The 369-nt window shown below is 66.4% G+C and carries 1 pseudogene; it reads right to left on the reverse strand.

The features are described 5' to 3' along the window. Nucleotides 1–287, reverse strand: a pseudogene (locus AC1DUE_RS20800) (protein kinase family protein); the annotation flags it as partial. Nucleotides 288–369: the final 82 nt, after the last annotated feature.

Here is a 369-nt window from a genome sequence, read left to right on the forward strand (position 1 = left end):
TCGAAGCCGGAGCTCAGAGCGAGACCGAAGTCCGCGAAGTAGATCAACCGGCCGTCGGTCAGGATGTTGTTGAAGTGCGCATCGAAGTGAACGAGTCCGCGGGAGCTCATGAAGGCGGCTCCACGCGTCAGGACTTCCTCCGCCCACGCGTACGTCGGGCCGTCCTCGCCTGCCCGAGCTGCCTTCCGCTGGTCGCCCAGCCAGACAGCAAGTGTGTGCGGGACATGTTCCAGGAAGATCACCAGACTGAAGGAGGACCGGCCGATCGCCTCCAGCCGCTCACGCACGGCTGACGAGCCCTCCCAGTGCGCGACTGCCCCGTCGATGCCCCCAAAAGCGTCGGCGAATCCCAGGGGTGGGGCGTCCGGC

It is taken from the genome of Cellulomonas sp. P4_A2 (assembly GCF_056402515.1).